The 20329-nt window shown below is 69.4% G+C and carries 20 protein-coding genes and 1 pseudogene; 10 read left to right on the top strand and 11 right to left on the bottom strand.

The window, feature by feature from the left end; translation table 11 throughout:
• Positions 1–38: 38 nt before the first annotated feature.
• Positions 39–533, bottom strand: a complete 495-nt coding sequence (locus NB3_RS07545) for a DUF6764 family protein (RefSeq protein WP_067798611.1) — start codon at positions 531–533, stop codon at positions 39–41.
• A gap of 124 nt (positions 534–657) precedes the next feature.
• On the opposite strand from NB3_RS07545, the gene NB3_RS07540 reads away from it, so the two are divergent.
• Positions 658–1515 (top strand): MerR family transcriptional regulator, encoded by an 858-nt coding sequence (locus tag NB3_RS07540; protein ID WP_067798608.1) that lies wholly within the window; start codon positions 658–660, stop codon positions 1513–1515.
• A gap of 140 nt (positions 1516–1655) precedes the next feature.
• On the opposite strand, the gene NB3_RS07535 is transcribed toward NB3_RS07540, so the two are convergent.
• Positions 1656–3023 (bottom strand): NtaA/DmoA family FMN-dependent monooxygenase, encoded by a 1368-nt coding sequence (locus NB3_RS07535; protein ID WP_067798605.1) that lies wholly within the window; start codon positions 3021–3023, stop codon positions 1656–1658.
• Positions 3024–3034: 11 nt separating this feature from the next.
• The gene (locus NB3_RS07530; protein WP_067798798.1) at positions 3035–4249 is read right to left on the bottom strand and encodes an LLM class flavin-dependent oxidoreductase; all 1215 of its coding nucleotides are present in this window, start codon (positions 4247–4249) and stop codon (positions 3035–3037) included.
• Positions 4250–4576: 327 nt separating this feature from the next.
• Here NB3_RS07530 and NB3_RS07525 point away from each other — a divergent pair, with 327 nt between their 5' ends.
• A complete protein-coding gene (locus NB3_RS07525) occupies positions 4577–5608 on the top strand; it encodes an aldo/keto reductase (protein ID WP_067798602.1) in 1032 nt (343 codons plus the stop codon).
• A 46-nt stretch (positions 5609–5654) separates the two neighbouring features.
• Here NB3_RS07525 and NB3_RS07520 read toward each other — a convergent pair whose 3' ends face one another.
• The 5 genes from NB3_RS07520 to NB3_RS07500 all read right to left on the bottom strand — a co-directional run bounded on the left by NB3_RS07520 (position 5655) and on the right by NB3_RS07500 (position 10726).
• Positions 5655–6719, bottom strand: a complete 1065-nt coding sequence (locus NB3_RS07520; RefSeq protein WP_067798794.1) for an LLM class flavin-dependent oxidoreductase — start codon at positions 6717–6719, stop codon at positions 5655–5657.
• A 294-nt stretch (positions 6720–7013) separates the two neighbouring features.
• A complete protein-coding gene (locus NB3_RS07515) occupies positions 7014–7340 on the bottom strand; it encodes a hypothetical protein (protein WP_067798599.1) in 327 nt (108 codons plus the stop codon).
• Positions 7331–7966 (bottom strand): MspA family porin, encoded by a 636-nt coding sequence (locus NB3_RS07510; protein ID WP_228828055.1) that lies wholly within the window; start codon positions 7964–7966, stop codon positions 7331–7333. Before NB3_RS07510 ends, NB3_RS07515 begins: the two co-directional genes overlap by 10 nt.
• Positions 7967–8076: 110 nt before the next feature.
• The gene (locus NB3_RS07505) at positions 8077–10020 is read right to left on the bottom strand and encodes a glycoside hydrolase family 15 protein (protein WP_067798596.1); all 1944 of its coding nucleotides are present in this window, start codon (positions 10018–10020) and stop codon (positions 8077–8079) included.
• Positions 10021–10144: 124 nt separating this feature from the next.
• Positions 10145–10726 (bottom strand): TetR family transcriptional regulator, encoded by a 582-nt coding sequence (locus NB3_RS07500; RefSeq protein ID WP_067798593.1) that lies wholly within the window; start codon positions 10724–10726, stop codon positions 10145–10147.
• 85 nt (positions 10727–10811) lie between these two features.
• Between NB3_RS07500 and NB3_RS07495 the strand changes: the two genes are divergently transcribed.
• The 4 genes from NB3_RS07495 (at position 10812) to NB3_RS07480 (ending at position 15026) form a co-directional block, all read left to right on the top strand.
• Complete coding sequence (locus tag NB3_RS07495; protein WP_067798590.1) at positions 10812–11288, top strand: DUF4334 domain-containing protein; 477 nt, start codon at positions 10812–10814, stop codon at positions 11286–11288.
• Between the two features lie 6 nt (positions 11289–11294).
• Positions 11295–12383, top strand: coding sequence for an NAD(P)-dependent alcohol dehydrogenase (locus tag NB3_RS07490; RefSeq protein ID WP_174553176.1), 1089 nt, complete (start codon positions 11295–11297; stop codon positions 12381–12383).
• A gap of 183 nt (positions 12384–12566) precedes the next feature.
• Positions 12567–13988, top strand: coding sequence for a cytochrome ubiquinol oxidase subunit I (locus NB3_RS07485; protein ID WP_067798584.1), 1422 nt, complete (start codon positions 12567–12569; stop codon positions 13986–13988).
• A 3-nt stretch (positions 13989–13991) separates the two neighbouring features.
• A complete protein-coding gene (locus NB3_RS07480) occupies positions 13992–15026 on the top strand; it encodes a cytochrome d ubiquinol oxidase subunit II (RefSeq protein WP_067798581.1) in 1035 nt (344 codons plus the stop codon).
• Positions 15027–15041: 15 nt separating this feature from the next.
• On the opposite strand, the gene NB3_RS07475 is transcribed toward NB3_RS07480, so the two are convergent.
• Positions 15042–15821, bottom strand: coding sequence for an NAD(P)H-dependent oxidoreductase (locus tag NB3_RS07475; RefSeq protein ID WP_067798577.1), 780 nt, complete (start codon positions 15819–15821; stop codon positions 15042–15044).
• 138 nt (positions 15822–15959) lie between these two features.
• Here NB3_RS07475 and NB3_RS07470 point away from each other — a divergent pair, with 138 nt between their 5' ends.
• Positions 15960–16808, top strand: coding sequence for a helix-turn-helix transcriptional regulator (locus tag NB3_RS07470; protein WP_067798574.1), 849 nt, complete (start codon positions 15960–15962; stop codon positions 16806–16808).
• 277 nt (positions 16809–17085) lie between these two features.
• Entirely contained in the window at positions 17086–17223 is a 138-nt protein-coding gene (locus tag NB3_RS34855; protein WP_157111613.1) for a hypothetical protein, read from the top strand.
• Positions 17224–17485: 262 nt separating this feature from the next.
• Here NB3_RS34855 and NB3_RS07465 read toward each other — a convergent pair whose 3' ends face one another.
• A complete protein-coding gene (locus tag NB3_RS07465) occupies positions 17486–17743 on the bottom strand; it encodes a hypothetical protein (RefSeq protein WP_067798571.1) in 258 nt (85 codons plus the stop codon).
• Between the two features lie 510 nt (positions 17744–18253).
• Between NB3_RS07465 and NB3_RS07460 the strand changes: the two are divergent.
• Positions 18254–18474, top strand: a pseudogene (locus tag NB3_RS07460) (hypothetical protein); the annotation flags it as partial.
• Positions 18475–18664: 190 nt separating this feature from the next.
• A complete protein-coding gene (locus NB3_RS07455) occupies positions 18665–19603 on the top strand; it encodes an undecaprenyl-diphosphate phosphatase (protein ID WP_067798566.1) in 939 nt (312 codons plus the stop codon).
• Between the two features lie 15 nt (positions 19604–19618).
• Here the strand turns inward: NB3_RS07455 and NB3_RS07450 are convergent.
• On the bottom strand, positions 19619–20329 hold a 711-nt coding region (locus tag NB3_RS07450; protein ID WP_157111611.1), incomplete at its 5' end, for an AMP-binding protein.

Below are 20329 nucleotides of genomic sequence, written 5' to 3'. Positions count from 1 at the left end.
ACCACCCGCACGTCTGACATACCGCACATAACGATGCATTATCGAGGCGAGAAGCAGGCCTGGCCTGTCTGGAAGTCGCCCGCGAAGCCGAATCCGCCGCCGCAGGTCGGCGCGGTGACGCCGGTGACCGCGACCGTCGCGCCAGGACCGGCGATGCCGATCGACAGTCCCGGGCGCACGCCGCTGGTCGTGACTCTCGCGTCGGGTCCGACGGCTATCGCGGCCGGACCGGACAGGAACGTCGAGTTCGAGGTGGCGACGCCGCCGCCCTGCGCGATCGCAAGGGAAAGGCTGCTCGGATCTGCGTCTGCGCTGGCTGTCGCGTCGATGCCGTAGGCGGCCGCCGCGCCTCCCGTGTCGCTGCGCGCCGAGCACGATGCCGTGCCGTCGGTGCTCTGGGTGGCGGCGGGGCCGGGTGCGGGGCACGCCGCCGGAGCGGCGGTGGCGGTGGGTGCGGTGAACCACATGCCCAGCCATGCCGCGCCGGCGGTGGTCGTCAGCCCGAGTGATCGGGTGAAAGTGCGTCGGTCCATGGCGCGTCCTCCTCGAGAAGTTCGGCTTGTCAGGCTTCACGCTACGCCAGTAGTGATGCAAAATCGATGCATCGCTCGAACTTTTTCGAAGGAGTGGAACTCATGTGCCGGATGCGGTCCGACGATGGTTGACGAGGAGTCCGGCCGATACCCGGTGGGCGCGGTGGCGAGGCGGCTCGGCATTCCGGTCGCCACGCTGCGCAGCTGGAACCAGCGCTACGGGATCGGCCCGCCGCGCCGGCAGCGGGGTGCGCACCGCCGCTACAGCGAAACCGACATCGCGACTCTGCGGCGCATGATCGGCTTCATCGCGGCGGGCGCGGCGCCGGCCGGAGCCGCGCGCCAGGCGCTCGCCCAGGCTGCGCGCGCGTCAGAAGGCCGCAGCGCGCTGTTGGTCGCCGCCGACCGGCTCGAACCCGATGTCGCGCTCACGCTGATCATGGCGCGGCTCGCGCGCGACGGTGTGGTGGCGACGTGGAACGGTTTGTGCCGACCGGCCTTCGCGACCGTCGTCGCGGAGCAGGCCGATGGCGGCGGCCTGGTCGAAGTGGAACACCTACTGTCCTGGGCGGTGATCGCGGGGTTGCACCGGATGTTCCCGCCGGTCCGGCGGCCGCGCGGCCAGCCGCCGGTTCTCCTGGCGTGCACGGCGGGGGAGAACCATGTGCTTCCCCTGGAGGTGTTGCGGGCCGCGCTGGCCGAGCAGGGCGTCGTCGCCGTGCTGCTGGGTGCGGCGGTGCCCGACTCGGCGCTGAGCGACGCCTTGGCGCATTACGACGAGCATTGCTCGCTCGTGCTCTGGTCGCAGTTGCCGCCGAGCGCCACGCCGGAAACCCTTCGGGCCGTGGGGCAGCCGATGGTGCGGGTGCTGGTGGCCGGGCCGGGCTGGTCCGCGGTGCCGCTGCCGCCCGGGGTTCCCTACGTCACCACCCTCGAGGACGCTCTCGCGGCCCTGCTCGAACTCACCTCCGGCGCGGTCTGATCCCGGCTCCGAGGTCGGACTCGTCGCGACGACAAACCCCCTCCGGCCGCCCGCCACACAGACATGGACCGGCGTCCGCTGCCGGGCGGCCCAGTGGGCCCGGCAGCGGACGCCGGTCGATAGGACGGGCGCGGCCGAACTCAGGCGTCGGCCGGCACCGTCTTCGCCGAGCGCACATCCGGCAGGCCGAGATTGTCGCGCAGGGTGGTCCCCGCGTACTCGGTGCGCAGCGCACCGCGATCCTGTAACAGCGGCACCACCTTGTCGACGAATTCGTCCAGGCCCCACGGCACCAGGTGGGAACCGAGGATGAAACCGTCGGAGCCGTCGTTCTGCACGAAAGCGTCGATCTGCTCCGCGACCTGCGCAGGGGTTCCGACCAGGGGGCCGCGTTCGAACTGGTCGATCACCACCTCGCGCAGCGAGAGCTTCTTCGTCTCCGCGACCTGGCGCAGCCGTTCGGCGGTGGCGAAGCGGTCCTGGTGGACGAAGGCGCGACCCTGGATGATCGGCGGCGCGTCGGGGTCGGGATCGATGTCGGGGACCGGCCCTTCCGGGTCGTAGCCGGACAGGTCGCGGTTCCAGATCTGTTCCAGCAGAATCAGCGCGGTCTGCCCGGTGACCTGCTCGTCGCGGATGGCGTGGTACTTCTCGATCGCCTCGGCCTCGGTGTCGCCGAGCACGAAACTGGCCGACGGCAGGATCTTGATGTCCTCGGCGGCCCGCCCCGCCGCCACGGCGCGCGACTTGATGTCGCGGTAGAAGTCCGCGGCCTCCGGCAATTTGCCGTACGGGGAGAAGATGGCATCGGCGTTCGCCGCGGCGAAGGCGCGTCCCTGTGGTGACACGCCGGCCTGGAGGATCACCGGCCTGCCCTGTGGGCTGCGCGGCACGGTGAAGCGACCGGAGATGTCGAACTGGCTGCCGCGGAAGGCGAAGGCGCCGGCGTCCGGCCTGGCCAGAAACCGCCCGGAGTCCTTGTCGGCGACGATGTCGGCCGCGTCCCAGGAATCCCACAGGGCGCGAACGGCGTTCAGCGTCTCCTCGGCGCGCGCATAGCGGTCGGCGGGATCGATGAATCCGCCGCGCCGGAAGTTCTGGCCGGTGAAGGCGTCGAACGAGGTCACGACGTTCCACGCGGCGCGGCCGCCGGAGAGATGGTCCAGGCTGGCGAACTGCCTGGCCAGTTCGTAGGGCTCGTTGAAGGTGGCGTTGATGGTGCCCGCGAGCCCGAGATGCTCGGTGACCGCGGCGATCGAGGCCAGCATGGCGAAGGTGTCGGGGCGGCCGATGATGTCCTGATCGAAGATCTGGCCCGCGCGTTCGCGCAGGATGAGCCCTTCGGCGAGGAAGAAGAAGTCGAACTTGCCGCGTTCGGCGGTGCGGGCGGTGTGCTCGAAACTACTGAAATCGATCTGGCTGCCCGCCTCGGGATGCCACCAGGCGGTGTGATGGTTGACGCCGCCGAGGTAGGCGCCCAGGATGACCTGCTTACGGGGGGTGCTCATGGTGACCTCGCTCAGGCAGTCGCGTAGCGGTTGGGGACGTCGGTGGGCAGGCCGAGCAGCGCGCGCAGCGAGCCGTCCGGGTAGCCGGTGCGGAACACACCGCGGCGTTGCAGCGCGGGGACGAGCCGGTCGGCCACTGCCGCCAAGTCGTCGACCGCGACGCCGGGCCGCAATCGGAACCCGTCGACCCCACGCTCGCCCCAGTCGGTGAGCAGATCGGCGAGCTCGTCGGCGCTGCCGGTGAAAAAGGCGGCGTCGGAATCGAATTCGGCGCCCGCGAGTGCGTTCAGCCGGGACAGCCGCTGCGCCCCCTGCTCCTCGTCGGTGTCGAGGAAAACGGTGAGGTCGGCATAGACCCGCAGCGGCTCACCGGCGCGTCCCACTCGTTCCGCGGCCGCCGCGACTTGCTCCAGGATCTGGCCGGGTCCTTCGGTCCGGCTCGGCGTGACGAAAACCAGATCAGCGCCGCGGGCGGCGAATTCATAGATCAGCGGGCTGTGCGCCAGAGCCGCGACCACCGGCTGCCCTTGCGGCGGACGCGGTGTGATCGATGGCCCTCGGACGCTGAAGAACCGGCCCTCGAAATCGATGTAGTGCAATTTGTCGCGGTCGATGAACCGGCGGGTGGCCACATCACGGATCTCCGCGTCGTCTTCCCAGCTGTCCCACAACCGCCGCACCACTTCGACGGCGTCGGCGGCTTCCTCGAACAGATCGTGGACGTGGCCGGGATAGACGCCGGACGCGATCGCTTCGGCGATCTCGGTGGCGGTGAGGTCGCGCACCGCGCGTCGTCCGAAATGGCCCGCCTCCTCGGCCGTCGCCGACACACGCGCCTGCCAGCCCGCCCGGCCGCGCGACGTGTAATCGAGCGTGGCGATCGACTTGGAGACGTGGAACGGTTCGGTATGGGTGGTCGTCACGGTCGGGATGAGACCGATGTGACGGGTGACCGGTGCGAGACGGGCGGCGATCAGATGCGCGTCGATCCTCGCCCGCACCTGATCGACGGCGTCGCCGGACGGCACGTGCCGACCACCGGGGACGCGCAGGCTGTCCTCGATGCTCACGAAATCGAGCAGCGCCCGCTCCGCGATCGCGACCAGATCGGTCCAGTAGCCGGGGTCGAACAGTTCGGCGGGCCGGGAGTTCGGCTCCCGCCATGCGGCCGGATGCCAGCCGGCCCCGTCGAGCGCGACGCCGAGGTGCAGTGGGTTCGGTGCCATCGTCTCCCGTTTCTCTTCATGCGCGAATGTCGTGGGGTGCAACGCGCGAACCGGCACGCGCCCGGTCGAGCACGGCCGCGGCGGGAAGCGCCGGCCTCGGCCGAATCGGCGACGCCGCCGCGGTCGGATCGGGAACCGCGTGGCTACAGCGGTGCGGGCACGGACACGACGGTCGTCGCGCCCAGGGTGTCAACGATTCGGATCAGCTCGATCGAGGGGAAATACCCTTGGCGGCCGTACGTACTGGACTCGGCACACCGACCACGGGTTTCGATCAGCGTGAGCCGACCGGTCGCACCGGAAGGACGGAAGTGGTCCACTCTCCCGATGAGCTATGGCCCCTTCGATCTGACCTACGCCGCCGCGCCGGACCGGTACGACAACATCCCGTACCGCCGCACCGGCAACTCCGGCCTCGACCTTCCTGCCTTCTCGTTCGGCTTGTGGCAGAAGTTCGGCACCGATCACCCGTTCGCGACGCAACGCGAGATCATTCTGCGCGCTTTCGATCTCGGCATCACGCATTTCGACAACGCCGACCGCTACGGGCCGCCGCATCGCGCCGCCCAGAAGAACTTCGGCGCGGTGCTCGGCAAGGACCTCGCTCCCTACCGTGACGAACTCATCCTCTCGACCAAGGCGGGCAACCCCATCGGGCCGAGCCCCTATCTCCGGGGCGGTTCGCGCAAGTCGATCCTCACCTCGCTCGAGCACAGCCTGCGCGACCTGGGCACCGACTACGTCGACATCTTCTACCATCACAGCCCGGATCCGAGCACGCCGTTGGAGGAGTCGGTCGGCGCGCTGGTCAGCGCCGTGCAACAGGGCAAGGCGCTCTACATCGGCCTGTCCAACTACGCGCCCGACCGCACCCACGAGGCCGCCGAGCTGCTCCGGCAGGCGGGCGTTCCGCTGTTGATCCACCAGGCCCGTTACTCGATCTACGACCGCAGCCCCGAGCGCGGCGGCCTGCTGGAGACCGCCCGCGAGGACGGCTTCGGCGTGATCGTCTACTCGCCGCTGGCGCAGGGCCTGCTGACCGACAAGTACCTGGAGACGATTCCCGACGGGGCGCGGGCGCAGAACAGCAGCTTCCTGTCGCCGGATGTCATCGACGAGACCTACCGGCAGCGCACCGCCGCGCTGAACAAGATCGCCGAGGCGCGCGGCCAGTCGCTCGCGCAGTTGGCGCTGCAATGGGTGCTGCGGCGCCCGGAGGTCACCTCGGCGCTGATCGGCGCGAGTTCCACCGCGCAACTCGAGCACAACATCGCGGCGCTGAGCTTCCCCGCCCTCACCGACGACGAACTCGCCCTCATCGACGAGCACGGCGTGCACGGGACCGGCCTGAAACTCTGAGCCCGCGCCACGCGGATCGGGAGGGTCAGCGCACGCGCTGCCCGTCTCAATCCCGCAGCAACGGCAGCAGCTGGTTGCCTTGACGCTCGATCTCGGTCAGATACGGGGTGTCGGACAGGACGAAATGCGTGATGCCCAGGTCCTGATACTTGCGCAGCGATTTGGCGACGTCGTCGGGGGAGCCGACCAGCCAGGTCGTCCCGGCGCCACCGGCGCCGTACTTCCCGGGGGTCGTGTACAGGTTGTCGTCGAGCACCTCGCCCTGCGCGGCCAGATCCAGCAATCGCTGCTGACCCACCGCCGTTCGGCGATGCGGGTTGGGCACGGGCGCGTGGTGGTCGTCGGCCATCGCCGCGACCTTCGCCTCCGCCTCCGCCCACGCCTGCTCGGTGGTGTCACGGACGAAGGTGGTGACCCGCAGGCCGAACTCCAGTGGCGCGTGTTCACGGCCGAGTTCCTCGCTCAGGGCCCGCAGGCGCTCGATCCGTTCCCGGACACCCGACAGCGGCTCGCCCCAGAAGAGCTGGACGTCGGCCTCGGCCGCCGCCACCCGCTCCGCGGCCTCCGACGCACCGCCGAAGTAGAGCTTCGGGTGGCGGCGCTCGCCGCGCGCGACGATCCTCGGCAGCGCGGTGGAATCGGTGACCTGGTAGTAGTCGCCCCGGTAGGTGACGTTCTCCTCCGTCCACAGCCGACGGACGAGTCGCAGGAACTCTTCGGTGCGGGCGTAACGCTCGGCCTGATCGCTCTCGGTTTCGCCGTAGGCCGCGAGATCGTCCTTGCCGGACACGATGTTCACCCGCACCCGGCCGCCGGAGAGATGGTCGAGGGTCGCCGCCGCCGACGCGAAGTTCGCCGGACGCCAGTAGCCCGGCCTGATCGCGATGAGCGGCTCGAACGTCGTGGTCCTCGCGGCGAGAGCGGTGGCGACGGTGATGGTGTCCGGGCGACCCCACCCGGTGCCGATCAAAGCGCCCTGCCAGCCGTGTTCCTCGAGTGCCTTCGCCTGAGCGGTCAGGGTGTCCAGGCTGTTGTGGTCGGCCACGATGGTGTCGCCGCGGTGTCCCGGCGTGACTTGATTCGGGATGTACCAGAGGAATTCGGAACTCATCGGCGCTGATTCCTGTTCGGTGGGCGTGATCAACGGGCGAATCACCCGACTGGCGGGTCGACCAGCCTTCGGACACCGGAATTATCGACCTCGCCCGGTGCCGTAAGTCGTTCACAGCCCGCGCTGTTCAGGCTGCGAGACCGATTCTGACCTGCGGTGATTCGCTGTGATGAGACATAAATTCATCCAGATTCCAGCGGCGCCCGATGCGCCTGTCGCGATACCGATGCGCGGATCACTGCTCGCGCTGGAATCGATGGGCCGCTCGCGGGGCGAGCGGCCCACGACTGATCGTTATCGGGTCGGCACGATCGGCTTGCCGGAGCCCGGCCCCGGCGCGGGCGGAACCAGTGCACCGGCGGGTGTGTTGGTATTGGGAGCCGACTTCCCAGGCGGGGGCGCCAGCACTTGCAGCGGCAGTGCGGGCGGCGCGGCGGGCGCGCCGCGTGTCGCGGGCTTGTCGTCTCCGCAAGCGGTTGCGGGGGAGGGGGTCTCACCGCAGCTCGGCCCGACCGGCACGATCGGCTCAGCGGAGGCGGTGGGGGCGGCGATGATCAGTGCGGCCGCCACCCCGATCGGCGCCAGCCAGCGCCGCAGCGCGGGCGCTGGGATCACAGCCATATCGGGTCACCGTAGACCGCGACCGAATTGTCGGCCGTCGCGGTGGATATCGACACGATCGCGAACGAGCGCAGGCTCACCGCGCCCGCACACGCGTCGATCTTGATCTGGATCTGATCGACGGAGATCGAGCCGTGCGGCCCGGCAAGCGGTTTGGTCCCCAGCGTGATGCTGTTGATGGTGCCCGGCTTGATGGTGGTCGACATGCTCGGCAGGGCCAGCGCGCTGCCGCCGACCGCGAGGCCGGGCGACGGGGCGACGGTCACCATGGCGTTCGGGCCGATAGCCGCGGACAGGCCCATGGTCAGGCCGTTGGAAACGTCCACCTGGCAACCGATCTGGTAACCCAGCTGCAGTGTCCCCGAGTTCACCGCCTCTCGGCCCTCGCCACCGATGTCGGCCGCCGCCGACAGGGTGACGAACCCTTCCCTGGTGAACGGCGTGGCGGCCAGATTGGGCACGCGTTGCACGTCTTCGGCGGTTTTGCTGATCCGCAACTCCCAGCCGTCCTCGGTGTCGACCACGCGAGACTTGTCTGCCACCGGATCAGCGGTCGCGGGGGCGGCCGTCAGGCCGAATGCCGCGGTCGCGGCGATGCCGAGCATCGCCATCGTCGAGCCCTTCAATGAAATCCTTAGTCCTGTTAACAGTCGAAGGCGATAGTACTGAGTTCGCCTCCGCGGCGGCGCGAAAGGCCCCGGCACCGGTGGAGCGCAGTGGATTTCGCCGGGCCGGGTCAGCGGTGGATATACCCGCGGGTGAGGGGTGCGTCATCCAGCCGCGGTGCGATCGATTCACCGCCGAGCGCCTGTCGCAGGAGCGCTTGCTCGTCCTGGACGACGTGCATGACGGCGTTGATCAGGGCCAGGTGGGTGAACGCCTGCGGATAGTTGCCCCAGTGCCTGCCGGTGCGGGGATCGATCTCCTCGGCGTAGAGGCCGAGCGGGCTGGCGTAGCCGAGGAGTTTCTCGCACAACTGCTTGGCCTTCTTCTTCTCGCCGATCTCCGACAGCGCCGACACCAGCCAGAACGAGCAGATCGTGAAAGCGCCTTCCTCACCGGCGCATCCGTCGTCGGTCTCCGCGACGCGGTACCGCAGGACGAGGCCGTCCTCGGTCAGTTCCTCCGCGATCGCCAGCACGGTGTTGCGTACCCGGTCGTCGTCGGGTGGCAGGAAGCGAACGAGCGGGATGAGCAGGGTCGAAGCGTCCAGCGCCGTGCTGCCGTAGTACTGGGTGAACACCCGCCGGGAATCGACCGCGTGTGCGCAGATGTCGGCGTGGATCTCGTCGGCGGCCTGTTGCCACCGATGGGCGCGGGCGAAGTCCTGGTGGATGCGGGCCAGCCGGGCGCCGCGGTCGGCGGCGACCCAGCACATGACCTTGCTCGAGGTGAAATGCCGGGGCTGCCCGCGCACTTCCCAGATGCCGTGGTCGGGCTCGCGCCAATAGGTCAGTGCGCTTTTGACCGCACGGCCCAGCAGCGGCCAGGCTCGCGCATCGATCTGATCTTGATGACGGCCGTAGAGATAGACCGCGTCCAGCGCCGCGCCCCACACATCGTGCTGTCGCTGCCGGTACGCCTCGTTGCCGATGCGCACCGGGCCCGCGTTGTCGTAGCCGCGCAGGTGGGGAAGGGTCTGTTCGGTGAGATCGGTCTCGCCGCCGATGCCGTAGACGATCTGCATGTCCCTGGCTTCCTCGGTCAGGTCGAGGATGTAGGAGAAGAAGTCGTTCGCCTCCCAGGTGAATCCCAGCGTGTACAGGCCCCACAGGGCGAAGGCGGAGTCGCGGATCCACGAATAGCGATAGTCCCAATTGCGCTCTCCGCCAGGTGTTTCGGGCAGGGACGTGGTGGCAGCGGCGGCGACGGCGCCAGTGGGGGCGAAGGTCAGTCCCTTGAGGGTGAGCGCGCTGCGGGTGAGTTCCGCGGTCCACGGATGGTCCGGGAAGCGTCCGCCTGCCAGCCAGTGCCGCCAGTGGTGGATCGTGCGCAGCAGCCGCTCCTCGGCCTCCGCGACGTCGCGGGGCGCGTCCCGGCTGCCCCAGGCGAGCGCGCAGAACCGGGTGTCGCCCTTCTTCAGCAGGGTCCGGGCGACCGCGTGCGTGCCCTCCAACCCCAAGCGCATGTCCGTGCTCAACGTCAGTTGCAGATCGATCCCGTCGGCGCTCGCTTGCGCGAGGTGATAACTGCCGAGGTACTCCCACCGCGCGCGATGCCTGCCGTAGTCGAAGGCCGGTTGGCAATCGAGCCCGAACTGGATCTGGCCGGTCTCGCAGTGCACGGTGCGCAGCAGGATGTGCTCTGCGTCGTAGTCCGTCGGCGTCCGCCGGTGAGCGCTGCGGCCGGGTTTCTGGTGCCGCCACGGCCCGACCAGCAGCACGTCGCGGACCGTCGCCCACCCTTCGCCGCTGCGCCAGCTCGTCTCCATGACCATCGTGCCGGGGATGTAGCGGCGATCGGTGGGCACCACGAAGTCGGCGGGAGCGAACCGGAACGAACCGGCGGAGCGATCGAGTATCGCGGCGAAGACGCTGGCGGAGTCCATGCGCGGCAGGCACATCCACTCGATGGCTCCGCTCGGGGCGATCAGAGCGGTGACTTCACAATCGGAGATGAACCCGTAATCGTCGATGCGCGGGAACGCCGTGAGCCGCGGCGTGCATTCGATCTCGTCCATGCGATTCTCCGTCGTCGTCTCGGGGCTTACCGTCCGGTGGCCGTACACGCGGTATCGAGGCGTGAGTGATGCAACGCTTCCACCAGCCCACCACCTGGTGGGCAGGCTCGGCAAGCCCTGCGAGCTAACGACGCTCCGCGGCCGCGGGCGCCTCCGGGCTGACCAGCCTGCGGGCGGCCAGGACGGTCGCGGCGCGACGTTCGGTGATGTTGTGCCGGGTGGCGCGGGTGGCGTGCATGGCCGCGGTGCGGGCGAGGTCGGTCAGCATGACGATCAGGGTGATCGGCGCGAACGCGTCGGTGATCAAGCCCTGCTCCTGGCCGCGGCGGATCTCGGCGAGCTTTCCCGCGATGATCCTGCGGATGGCGTCCTCGGCAGCGGCGATGTGGGTCTGCTCGATCTCTGCCCACGCCTGCAACCGAGCGTTGTCGGGGTGCGCGATGTAGTGGTCGAACAGCCGGCCCACGTAACCGGGCAGATCCCCGGCGTCCAAGGCGGTCTCGTCGGTGGTCTGGGCGACCCACTCCTCGGTGACCGCGGCATACAACTCGTCCTTGCCCGCGAAGTACGCGTACAGCCGGTCTTTGCTGGCCTTGGCCGCGTCGGCGATGCGATTGATGCGCGCTCCCGCGATGCCGTACGTGGCGAACTCCGCTTTGGCCGCGACGAGGATTCGTTCGCGGGTGGCCTGACCTGCTGCGCGCATGGCCGCATCCTATCTTGCCGAACCTTTTGGTTCGGATATACAGTTGCCGAACCAAAAGGTTCTGGAAACCGCATCGGAAACGAGGATGGCCATGGGCGCTGTGGACACCGGCTGGCGAGAACTCCTCGCGCGGGAAGACGGGGTGACGGCGGCGGAGCTGGATGCGCTGTGGGCCGGTCTGCCCGTCGCGCGCGCCGAGGACATCCTGGGCGAGTGGAAGGGCGCGGCGTTCCCCACCCGGCACCCGCTGCGCAAAGCGCTGTCGGCGAGTCGCTGGCACGGCAAGACGTTCCACAGCGTGCTGGACGCGAAGCCGTTGATCTGCCGCGCCGAGGACGGATCACTGTTCTCCAACGTCGAACTCGGCGGCGGCGGGGAAGCGACGCTGTGGAACATCGAGTTCCGCGGCGAGGTGACCGCCACCATGGTCTACGACAAGCGCCCGGTCTTCGACCACTTCAAATGGCTGGACGAGAACACGCTGATGGGCATCATGAACGGCAGGCCGGAACTGGTGCTGGCCGAGGGCGAGTACTTCTACTTCCTGCTCGAGCGGAGCTGAGCGATGGTGACCACCACCGCGGTGCTGTCGCGCGACCCGGCCGCCCCGTTCACCGTCGAAGCCGTCGAGATCGACGGCCCCCGTGCGGACGAGATCCTGGTCCGGGTCCAGGCCACCGGCATCTGCCACACCGATCTGGTCACCCGGGCGGCCGGCGCGGCCGACCATCCGGTCCTGCTCGGACACGAAGGCGCCGGCGTGGTGGAGGCCGTGGGCGCGGCGGTGACCGGTGTGCGGCCCGGCGATCGGGTGGTGTTGACCTTCCGGCACTGCGGAAGCTGCCGCAACTGCCGGGCGGAACGGCCTGCGTATTGCCTGCGAGCGGCGAAACTCAATCAGTTCGGCGCCAGGGCCGACGGATCGGCGCGCGTCACCGTCGCAGGCGCTCCGGTGCGGGACGGGTTCTTCGGCCAGTCCAGCTTCGCCGCGTACGCCTTGACCGCCGCCGACAACACGGTGGTCGTCGACACCGAGGTCGAACCGGCCGTCCTCGCCCCGCTGGGCTGTGGTTTCCTCACCGGAGCCGGAGCGGTGCTCAATGTGCTGCGGCCGGACCGGGACGCCCGCGTCGCGGTCTACGGCGCGGGCGCGGTCGGTATGGCGGGCGTGCTGGCGGCGGTGGCGGCCGAGGTCGCCGAACTGGTCGTGGTGGAACCGTCACCGGCGCGGCGGGCGCTGGCGCTGGAACTGGGTGCCACCGCGGCCCTCGATCCCGCGGCCGACGACATCGTGCCCGCGATCCGGAAGCTGACCGACGGCGGCGCCACGCACGCCCTCGACACCACGGGATCGTCGCGGGTGCTCGCCACCGCGGCCGCCGCTGCGGCGATCGGCGGCACCGTGGTCGCGGTCGGTCTGGGCGCCGGGGTTCCCGAGATCGACCTGCGGGACATCGTCCTGGGCGGCAAGGTCGTCCGCGGCTGCCTCGAAGGCGACGCGGTGCCCGCGACGTTCATCCCGCATCTGCTGGAGCTGCACGCCGCCGGACGGTTCCCCATCGACCGCCTCATCACCAGGTATCCGCACACCGAGATCAATGTCGCGCTCGCGGAGCAGCGGGCAGGCACGGTCGTCAAGCCGGTGCTCATCTGGTGAGGTGACCGGAACTCCCGAACTCCAGACGCCTGCGCCCGCGGGCTCGCGACACACGACAGCTCCGCTGCGACGGGAGGCGCCGGGCGGCTTCAGCTGGTTGGTGCGGTGTAAAGGGGATATCCCGCTCGAGAGCCGGTGCCCGGCGCGGGCATGCGGCTCCCGAGACCGCAGGAAGGGGCTGGCATGGTGTCGAGCACGCTCGCCGCGCTCTCCCAGGCGTCGGTGCAGGGGCCACCCGGCCTGCTGCCCGCCCGCCAGCAGATGGCGTTCTCGCTGGGCTGGCACATTGTGCTGGCCTGCTTCGGGGTGGCGTTTCCGGCCATGATCTACGTCGTGCATCGCCGTGGCATCGTCCGCGACGACGCGGTCGCCGCAGGGCTGGCCAAGCGGTGGGCGACGGTATCGGCGATCCTGTTCGCCATCGGCGCGGTCTCCGGAACGGTGCTCAGCTTCGAGATGGGCCTGCTGTGGCCGGGGCTGATGGGCCGCTACGGTGACGTGCTCGGCCTGCCGTTCGCCTTCGAAGGGCTCTCGTTCTTCATCGAGGCGATCTTCCTCGGCATCTACCTCTACGGGTGGGGTCGCATGGCGCCGCGCAGGCACCTGGCCATGCTCATCCCGATGGGCGTGGCGGGGGTGGTCGGCACCTTCTGCGTGGTCAGCGTCAACGCGTGGATGAACAACCCGACCGGCTTCCGCCTCGTCGACGGGGAAGTGACCGACGTCGATCCGTGGCGAGCCATGTTCAACGACGGTGTCTACCTGCAGTTCGCGCACATGTGGGTCGGCGCGTTCATGGTCGTCGGCTTCCTGGTGTCCGGTGTCTACGCGGCCGGTCTGCTGCGCGGCCGTCGCGACGCCCACCACCGGCTCGGATTCACGGTCCCGTTCGTCTTCGCCACCGTCGCGGCGCTCGCGCAACCGCTCATCGGGCATGTGCTCGGCATGCGGGTGCACGACACGCAGCCGGCCAAGCTGGCGGCGTTCGAGCTGGCCGCCACCACCGAAGGGCCTGCCCCGCTGCGACTGGGCGGCGTCCTCGTCGACGGCGAAGTCAAGGGAGCCCTCGAGATTCCCCGGCTGGGTTCGATCATCGCCCGCAATTCCCTGACCGCCCCCGTCCCGGGCCTGGACTCGGTGCCCGTCGGGGACCGGCCGCCGGTCAACGTCACCCACCTCGCCTTCCAAGGCATGGTCGCCATCGGCACCCTGCTCGCGCTCCTGGTGATCGTGTTCTGGCTGCTGCGCTGGCGTGGCCGCGACCCGCTGACCGAACGCTGGTTCCTGGGCGCGTCGGTGGTCACCGGCCCCTTGGCGATCCTCGCGCTGGAAAGCGGCTGGATCGCCACCGAAGTGGGCCGTCAGCCGTGGACGGTGTGGCAGGTGCTGCGCACCACCGACGCCGCCAGCACGAGCACCGGCCTGTGGTGGAGTTATGTCAGCGTGGTGCTGGTGTACGTCGGGATGACGGTGGGCGCGATCGTCGTCTTGCGTTCCATGGCTCGCCGCTGGCGCGCCGGCGTCGCGACCATCACCGCCCCCTATGGACCGGGAGCGTCGCCGGTCGACCAGGCGCAGCGGGCCCGCAGCGTCGGAAAGCCGTGACCGATGGATCTCTCGGACGTGGTGGCGACGGCGATGTTCACCGGGGTGGTGCTCTACGGGCTGTTCGGCGGCGCGGATTTCGGCTCCGGATTCTGGGACCTGACCGCGGGCGGAGCGCGGCGCGGCAGCAGGCTGCGCGTGCTCATCGATCACAGCATCGGACCGGTGTGGGAAGCCAATCACGTCTGGCTGATCTACATCCTGGTATTCCTCTGGACCGCCTACCCCGCGGTGTTCGCCGCCGTGATGACCACCTTGTTCGTCCCGATGAGTCTCGCGCTGCTGGGAATCGTGCTGCGCGGAGCGAACTTCGCGTTCCGCAAGTACTCCGCGACCCTGCGCCAGGCACGCCTGTTCGGCGCGTTGTTCGCAGGCGCGTCGCTCATCACCCCGTTCTTCTTCGGCACCGTGGCAGGCGCGATCGCATCCGGGCGAGTGCCCGCCGAAGGGTACGGCGACCGGGTGGGGTCATGGCTGAATCCGACCTCGCTCCTCGGCGGCACGCTGGCCGTCGGAACCTCGGCCTTCCTGGCCGGAGTCTTCCTCACCGCGGACGCCGCGCGTTCGGGCGACGACGCGCTGGCCGGGTATCTGCGCCTCCGCACGCTGATCGTCGGCGGCGTGACCGGGGCGGTGGCGATCGCGGCCATCGCCCCGATCCGTCACGACGCACCGACCCTGGGCGCCGGGCTACTCGGGCGCGCCCTGCCGCTGATCGCGCTGTCGGCCGCCGCGGGCGTGCTGACCTTGATCTTGGTGTACCGTCGCCGCTTCGCCTCGGCGCGCGTCCCCGCGGTGGTCGCGGTCGCCGCGATCGTCATCGGATGGGCGGTCGCGCAGACGCCGTGGATCCTCGTCGACGAGACGCTCATCGCCGACGCCGCGGGGGCACGCTCGACTTTGATCGGACTGCTGGCTGTCGTCGCCGTCGCCGCCGTCACGGTGCTGCCTGCTCTGGCCTACCTGTTCTGGCTGACCCAGACCGACGCGTGGGTCCGCGACGAGCCCGCGGATGCCCGGCAGCCCGAGAAGGCGTAGGGCACCAGCCTGTCGTCAGCTACGCACGTGCAGGCCGAATCCTGTGCGGCCCGCGGGTTCCAGTCCCTCCTTCAGTTGCAGCGAGGGGATCTCGTAGTCACCGAAGTTCTGCCGGCGGAACGGGATCGGCTCGGTCGACTCCAGGGTGAGCAGGCGCTGCTGCCAGGCCTTGGCGGCGTCCGCGTAGTCCTCGCCGGTCATCCGGTCGGCGCCGTACAGCACGAACGGCGGCAGCGCCTCGATGCCGGGGTAGAACAGGATGCCGTGGTGGATCGGGAACAGCAGATCCTCGATGGGGCCGTTGATTCCGCGAGCGGCGTAATGCGACTCCGGGCCGCCTACGGTCACCGACAACAGCGCCCTCCGGCCCGCCAGTGTGCCTTCGCCGAAGCGCTCGCCGTATCTGGTGTCGCTGTGCTCCCCGACGCCGTAGGCGAAGTGGTAGGTGAACACCCGGTCCACCCAGCCTTTGAGGATCGCGGGCATCGTGTACCACCACAGCGGGAACTGGAAGATGATCGTGTCGGCCCACAGCAGCTTCTCCTGCTCGGCGCGGACGTCCGGGGTCAGTGTTCCCGCGTCGAAGGCCCGGCCCGAGTCCCGGGCGACCTTCAGCGGACTCGAAGCTTCGGGGCCGTAGTCGGTGGCGTCGACGACCGCCTTCCACCGCATCGCGTACAGATCGCTCACCCGTACCTCGTGTCCCGCGGTTTCCAAGGTGGACACCGCGAGGTCTTTCAGCGAACCGTTGAGCGACTTCGGCTCGGGATGGGCGTAGACGATCAATGTCTTCATCAGAACTCCTCGGGATCGGATGCCTTCGATCCTGGGTGGCGCGGCGCTCGGCGTTCAGGGGCTCCGCTACCGTCGGACGGGACTTCCTGGTAACAGCAGGACCACCCTCACGGGCATCGCCGCGGCCATACTGGGGCCATGGACGATCTCGCGGGCTTCTTGCGCACCCGGCGTTCCCGGGTCGATCCGGCGACCGTCGGCATCCCCACCGACCGGCGCCGCCGGGTCGAAGGGCTGCGCCGCGAAGAGGTCGCGCACCTGTCCGGCGTCAGCGTCGACTACTACGTACGCCTGGAGCAGGGCCGCGCGACCGAGCCCTCCGAGCAGGTGCTCGACGCGCTCGCCCGGGTCCTCGGACTCGACGAGACCGAACGCGAGCACCTCTACCGGCTCGCCCGGCAGCGCCGCCGCCGGGCGAAGGCGCCGGGCGGGCGAATCCGGCCGGAGTTGCTGCGCGTCCTGGACCTGGTCGCCGACGCGCCCGCGCTGATCATGGACCACCGTTTGGACGTGCTCGCCGGGAACCGTCTCGCCGGGCTCCTCTACGGACGGCCGATGCCGGGCCTGAACACCGCCCGGCACATCTTTCTCGAAGAAGCCGAGCGCGGCCTCTACGCGGACTGGGAGACGTGCACCCTCGACGTGGTCGGGCACCTGCGCCTCGCCGCGGGCAAATACCCCGACGATCCCCGGCTGGCCTCGCTCATCGGCGAGCTGGCGATGGGCAGCGAACGCTTCCGCCGCCTCTGGGCCCGCGCGGACGTGCGCGCCCGCACCCATGGACGCAAGGCCTACCGGCACCCGCTGGTCGGGCTGCTGGAACTGCACCAGGAGAACTTCGCCCTACCGGACGGCTCCGGCATGGAGCTGCTGGTGCTGTCCGCCGCCCCCGGCAGCCCAGCCGAGGACGGATTGCGCCTGCTCGCGGGCTTGGGGGCCGACAACGGTGGCGCGCATCCCACGGTCGACGCCCAGATGAACGAGTAACCAGCGCCCGGGCCGTTGCGTCGCGTCGGCACCGAAAAGTCGACCACGCGCCGACAACGCGGCCTGCTTCGCGAAGCGCGACCGAAAGAACGGTTTGTTTATGGCCGCGAGTGGTACCCCGTGCACGTATCGGCTCGACAGCGCGGTCGTGCCGGTACGCGATTCGGGGCATCCCCGCTGCTCGACCACCGGCCGGTTCGACACACGTCATGAACAGCTTGCGCCGCGCGAGGAGGGGGCCCCATCCCAAGGTTGAACGGCGCAAAGGAACTGTATCGTGATCGAGGACACGAACGTGCCCAGCATCGACGACGAGGACCGAGACCGGATCATCTGGCCCGAGTCCCGTTTGAGCGCATGGTGGGCGGATGTCATGGGCCACCGCTTCCCCCGCACCCAGGCCACCTCGAGTTGATCGGGGAGTTGCGCTGGTCAGCCCGAGAGCATTCCGGAAGCGCCGAGGCGCCGCTCACGCCGCAGAAGGGAGTCGGCCGTCTCTTGATCGCGCACCGAACGCGAACACAGCCCGGCTCGGGTAGCGGCGGGCATTCGTCGGCGTGCCAGGCGTGGTCGCGGTGTATCGCTGGACGCTGTCGGCCGATGGCTCGTCACCGGGCCGGGATCGGGTCGGACGCGCACCCGGCGCAGACCAAGTCGCCCGCGGGGGTGCACGTGCGCTACGCGCTGTCGGGCTGTGGCGTCCGGCGCAGCGCGAGGAGCTTGTCGATGATCTCGATCGCCGTCGGCGGAGCCGATCCGGTGGCCGCGGCGGCTTCGCGAATCCGCGCGGCGAGGCCGGCGGGGCAGCCGGGTCCTGGATTGGCGGTGGTGGCGCAAGCGGTGCAGGACTCGACGGCGTCGGCGAGATGAGCTTCCACATTGCGCACGTCGAGTGCGGCGATCAGATCGAGCCCGCTCGAGAAGTTGATCGGCATGTCTTTGGGTTCCTCCGGCTCAGAAGTCCGATCGGGGCGGGGCGCCACGAGTGTTCCGCGCGGCGCGATTCGGGCCGGATACCGGACGGCCGGGCGGGCGGACGTCGACCGATATATCGGGCCGCCGCAAGCGATGCGCGGGGGACGGGCTCGTGTCGCTATGGGTGGTGGGATCCGTTTGCGGCCGACGCCATTGTCGGCCTGCCGACGTCGTTGTCGGGCCGGATGTCCGTTGACTGCGTTGTCGTCCGGACGGGGGGAGCAGCACGTGTTTATATAGGCTCCGCATCGGTAATGTAACAGATGGATATACCTGCTGGGAACCCGGCAGCGAACTGAAATTTGCCGACTTTCCTGCCTGTCTGTGTGCGCTTTCCTGCCTACTCGGCGGGTGGTGGGCTGCGGTTCAGCGAAGAATACGCAACGGTATGGTGTTGCAGATTTTGGTCCGGCCCGTAGATCGCCTGGTTTGTTGGAGACGCTCGACTATGCAATCGGTACTCAGCATGCCTGGGTGGCATCGCGGTTGCGACGGTCGCGGCCTCCACGATCGTCGGCCTATTCGGCGCGTTCATCCCCGCGCGGCCGTCGGCTGCCTCGGCGGCGTCATCGCCGTCGGCGCGCTGGGCACCCTCGCCGGTCAGTTCCTGGTCACGGCTCCGGTGGCGCTCGGCGCCGCCGTCCAGTACTTCGCCGCTGTCGATCAGCCGCCGGTCGCACCGGCGAAGTAGGTAAGGGGGAGGAGCCCAGCGTTCGCGTCCCCCGGCCCCGTGCGGCATCCGTGCCGGGCGGGGGCTTCCCTGAATCCCTCGCTGTCGGTGGCCAATTCCGTGGTGGCGGTCGAAGAAGGCCCAGAGCTGCTGCCGACAATCGCGAGAGGCCCTCACACGGTTGCGTTGCGCGCGTGCGAGACTCGCAACGATGCTCACATACTTTCAAGCGACTGTGATCGGGGCGGTGCAAGGTGTCACCGAACTGTTCCCGATTTCCAGCCTTGGGCACTCCGTACTGGTCGCGGCATGGCTCGGAGGCGATTGGGAGAGACTGACCGGCCAGGGCGAGACCGATTCCGGCACATCGTATCTGGCGTTCGTGGTGGCGCTGCACGTGGCGACGGCGGTGGCGCTGCTCGGCTACTACTGGCGCGACTGGTGCGTCATCGTGGCGGGGTTCTTCACCACGCTGCGCACCGGGCGACTCGACACCGTTCCGCAGCGGCTGGCATGGCTGATCCTGATCGCGACCATTCCGGTCGGTGTGCTCGGCTTCCTGCTGGAACATCCGCTGCACGCGTTGTTCGGCACGCCCTTCTACGCCGGAATCTTCCTCGCGCTCAACGGCGTCGTGCTGATCATCGGTGAGGGATTGCGCCGGCGCAACGCGCCGTCGCTGGCCGAATACGGCCGCCGGTTCGCTCGACAGGAAGCCCGCAGAGGCACCGTCACCGCCGAGGCGGAGACGCGCCGCCAATCCGACCGGCCCCTGGCCGCCCTCGGGACAGCCGACGCCATCGGCATCGGCTTCGCCCAGGCCGGTGCGCTGCTGACCGGTTTCAGCCGCGCGGGCCTGACCATGGTCGGCGGCTTGTGGCGCGGTCTCGCACACGAACACGCGGCCAAATTCGCTTTCCTGCTGGCCACTCCGGCGATTCTCGGTGCGGGAGTGCTGGAGCTGCCGGAACTGGTCGGCCCGGAGACCGAAGGCATCCGGGGACCGGTGTTGTTCGGCGCCATCGTCTCCGGGGTGTCGTCGTGGCTGGCAGTACGGTTTCTGGAGCGCTACTTCCAGACCCGGACCCTACTGCCGTTCGCCACGTACTGTATTGCCGCGGGCACGCTCTCGGTTGTGCACTTCAGCTGAGCGCGGACCAGCCGATCAACCGGTCACGCATTCGTCGGTGAGCACCTCGCCCTCGGCATCCAGGACGACTGCCGCCCCGGCCATCCCGGCGGCGACCAGTTCGATCACACCCTCGGAGGATCCGGCTTCGCCGCGGTAGGGGATCTCCGATTCGTAGGTGAGTCCGTCCCGGTCGCGCACTTGTGCGGCGGCCGCGGCGAGGTCGTCGTAGCTGAGGATCTGCTCTCCGGCGAACGCCGGGTCGCTGCCGCGCAGCGCGCGGGTGCGGTGCGCGTAGGTGACCGGTCGTGGTGATTCGGCGGCGATTTCGGCGGTCAGGTCGGGGTCGTCGAGCGCGAGCCAGTCGAGGGCGCCGGTGTGGGTGTCGCCGAGGGTGAGCCCGGTCTTGATCTCGAGGTCCTCGGGTAGTGCGGCGTCGTGGATGTCGAGGGGGACGACGGCGGCGCCGGTCTTGAGTACGGCCCAGGTGGCGACGACCGCCTCGACACCGCGATCGAGCCGTACCGCGACGCCCGCGCCGGGGCCGCAACCACGCGCGATCAACACCCGCGCCAACCGCGAGGAGCGGGTCTCGAGATCGTGGTAGGACAGCTCGTCGTCGTCCGACAGGATGGCGGGGGAGTCGGGGTCGTCCTCCACCGCGGCCACGAGTGCTTGGGTGAGCGTGGTCCCCGCGGTCGCCGCCGCGCTCGGCGTCGGGGTGGCAACCGTTGCGGCCGTGACCAA

It is taken from the genome of Nocardia beijingensis NBRC 16342, assembly GCF_001612785.1.
GTDB lineage: Bacteria > Actinomycetota > Actinomycetes > Mycobacteriales > Mycobacteriaceae > Nocardia > Nocardia beijingensis.
Note: the sequence above shows the minus strand (reverse complement) of the source record. Positions and strands in the feature narration are given on the sequence as shown.